Source organism: Vibrio sp. 811 (assembly GCF_033339195.1).
In genome coordinates this window covers 1-773 of record NZ_JAWOUB010000306.1, presented here as the reverse complement: position 1 = coordinate 773, position 773 = coordinate 1, and the positions used below count along the sequence as shown (strand labels likewise).

The following is a 773-nucleotide window of genomic DNA, read 5'->3' as shown; positions in this document are numbered from 1 at the left end:
TCGCCTCTGACTGCCAAGGCATCCACCGTGTACGCTTAGTCACTTAACCATACAACCCGAAGGAGTTTCGAGTTGATGTTCAAATCACCAAAGTTGTCTCTCATTATTTGAATGAGCGAGAGACATTTCGATTTTGCCGGACTCAAATTCCAAGAACACTTGAATGTGTTTTTAGTTGTATTCATAAATGAATACTTTGAGAACTTTACAAACAACAATAAATTGTTGTTTTGTCAGCTTTCCAAATTGTTAAAGAGCTAATCACTTCTAATGAAGTAACCATTTTTAAAAACTCTCAAGAGAGAATGTTTAAAGATGGTGGGCGATACCGGGCTCGAACCAGTGACCCCCTGCTTGTAAGGCAGGTGCTCTCCCAACTGAGCTAATCGCCCACATTGTTTTGATTTCCGTGGAAGGAAATGGTGGGTCGTGCAGGATTCGAACCTGCGACCAATTGATTAAAAGTCAACTGCTCTACCAACTGAGCTAACGACCCAATGGTATCCCGTAGGGGAGTCGAACCCCTGTTACCGCCGTGAAAGGGCGGTGTCCTAGGCCTCTAGACGAACGGGACACTAAGTGAACATCTTGGGGGATGTTCTATCTCTTAAACTTCATAAACCGTATCAATCTGTGTGAACACTCATCGCAATAATCATCGTATAAGGAGGTGATCCAGCGCCAGGTTCCCCTAGCGCTACCTTGTTACGACTTCACCCCAGTCATGAACCACAAAGTGGTAAGCGTCCCCCCGAAGGTTAAACTACCTACTT

At 44.6% G+C, this 773-nt stretch carries 3 tRNA genes and 1 rRNA gene; all 4 read right to left on the bottom strand.

Annotation, left to right across the window (positions count from 1 at the left end):
- Window positions 1-316: 316 nt before the first annotated feature.
- Window positions 317-392 (bottom strand) — tRNA-Val (locus tag R7Q46_RS26520).
- Window positions 393-420: 28 nt separating this feature from the next.
- Window positions 421-496: transfer RNA gene (locus R7Q46_RS26515), tRNA-Lys, on the bottom strand.
- 2 nt (window positions 497-498) lie between these two features.
- Window positions 499-574, bottom strand: a tRNA-Glu gene (locus R7Q46_RS26510).
- Between the two features lie 89 nt (window positions 575-663).
- A 16S ribosomal RNA gene (locus tag R7Q46_RS26505) occupies window positions 664-773 on the bottom strand; the annotation flags it as partial.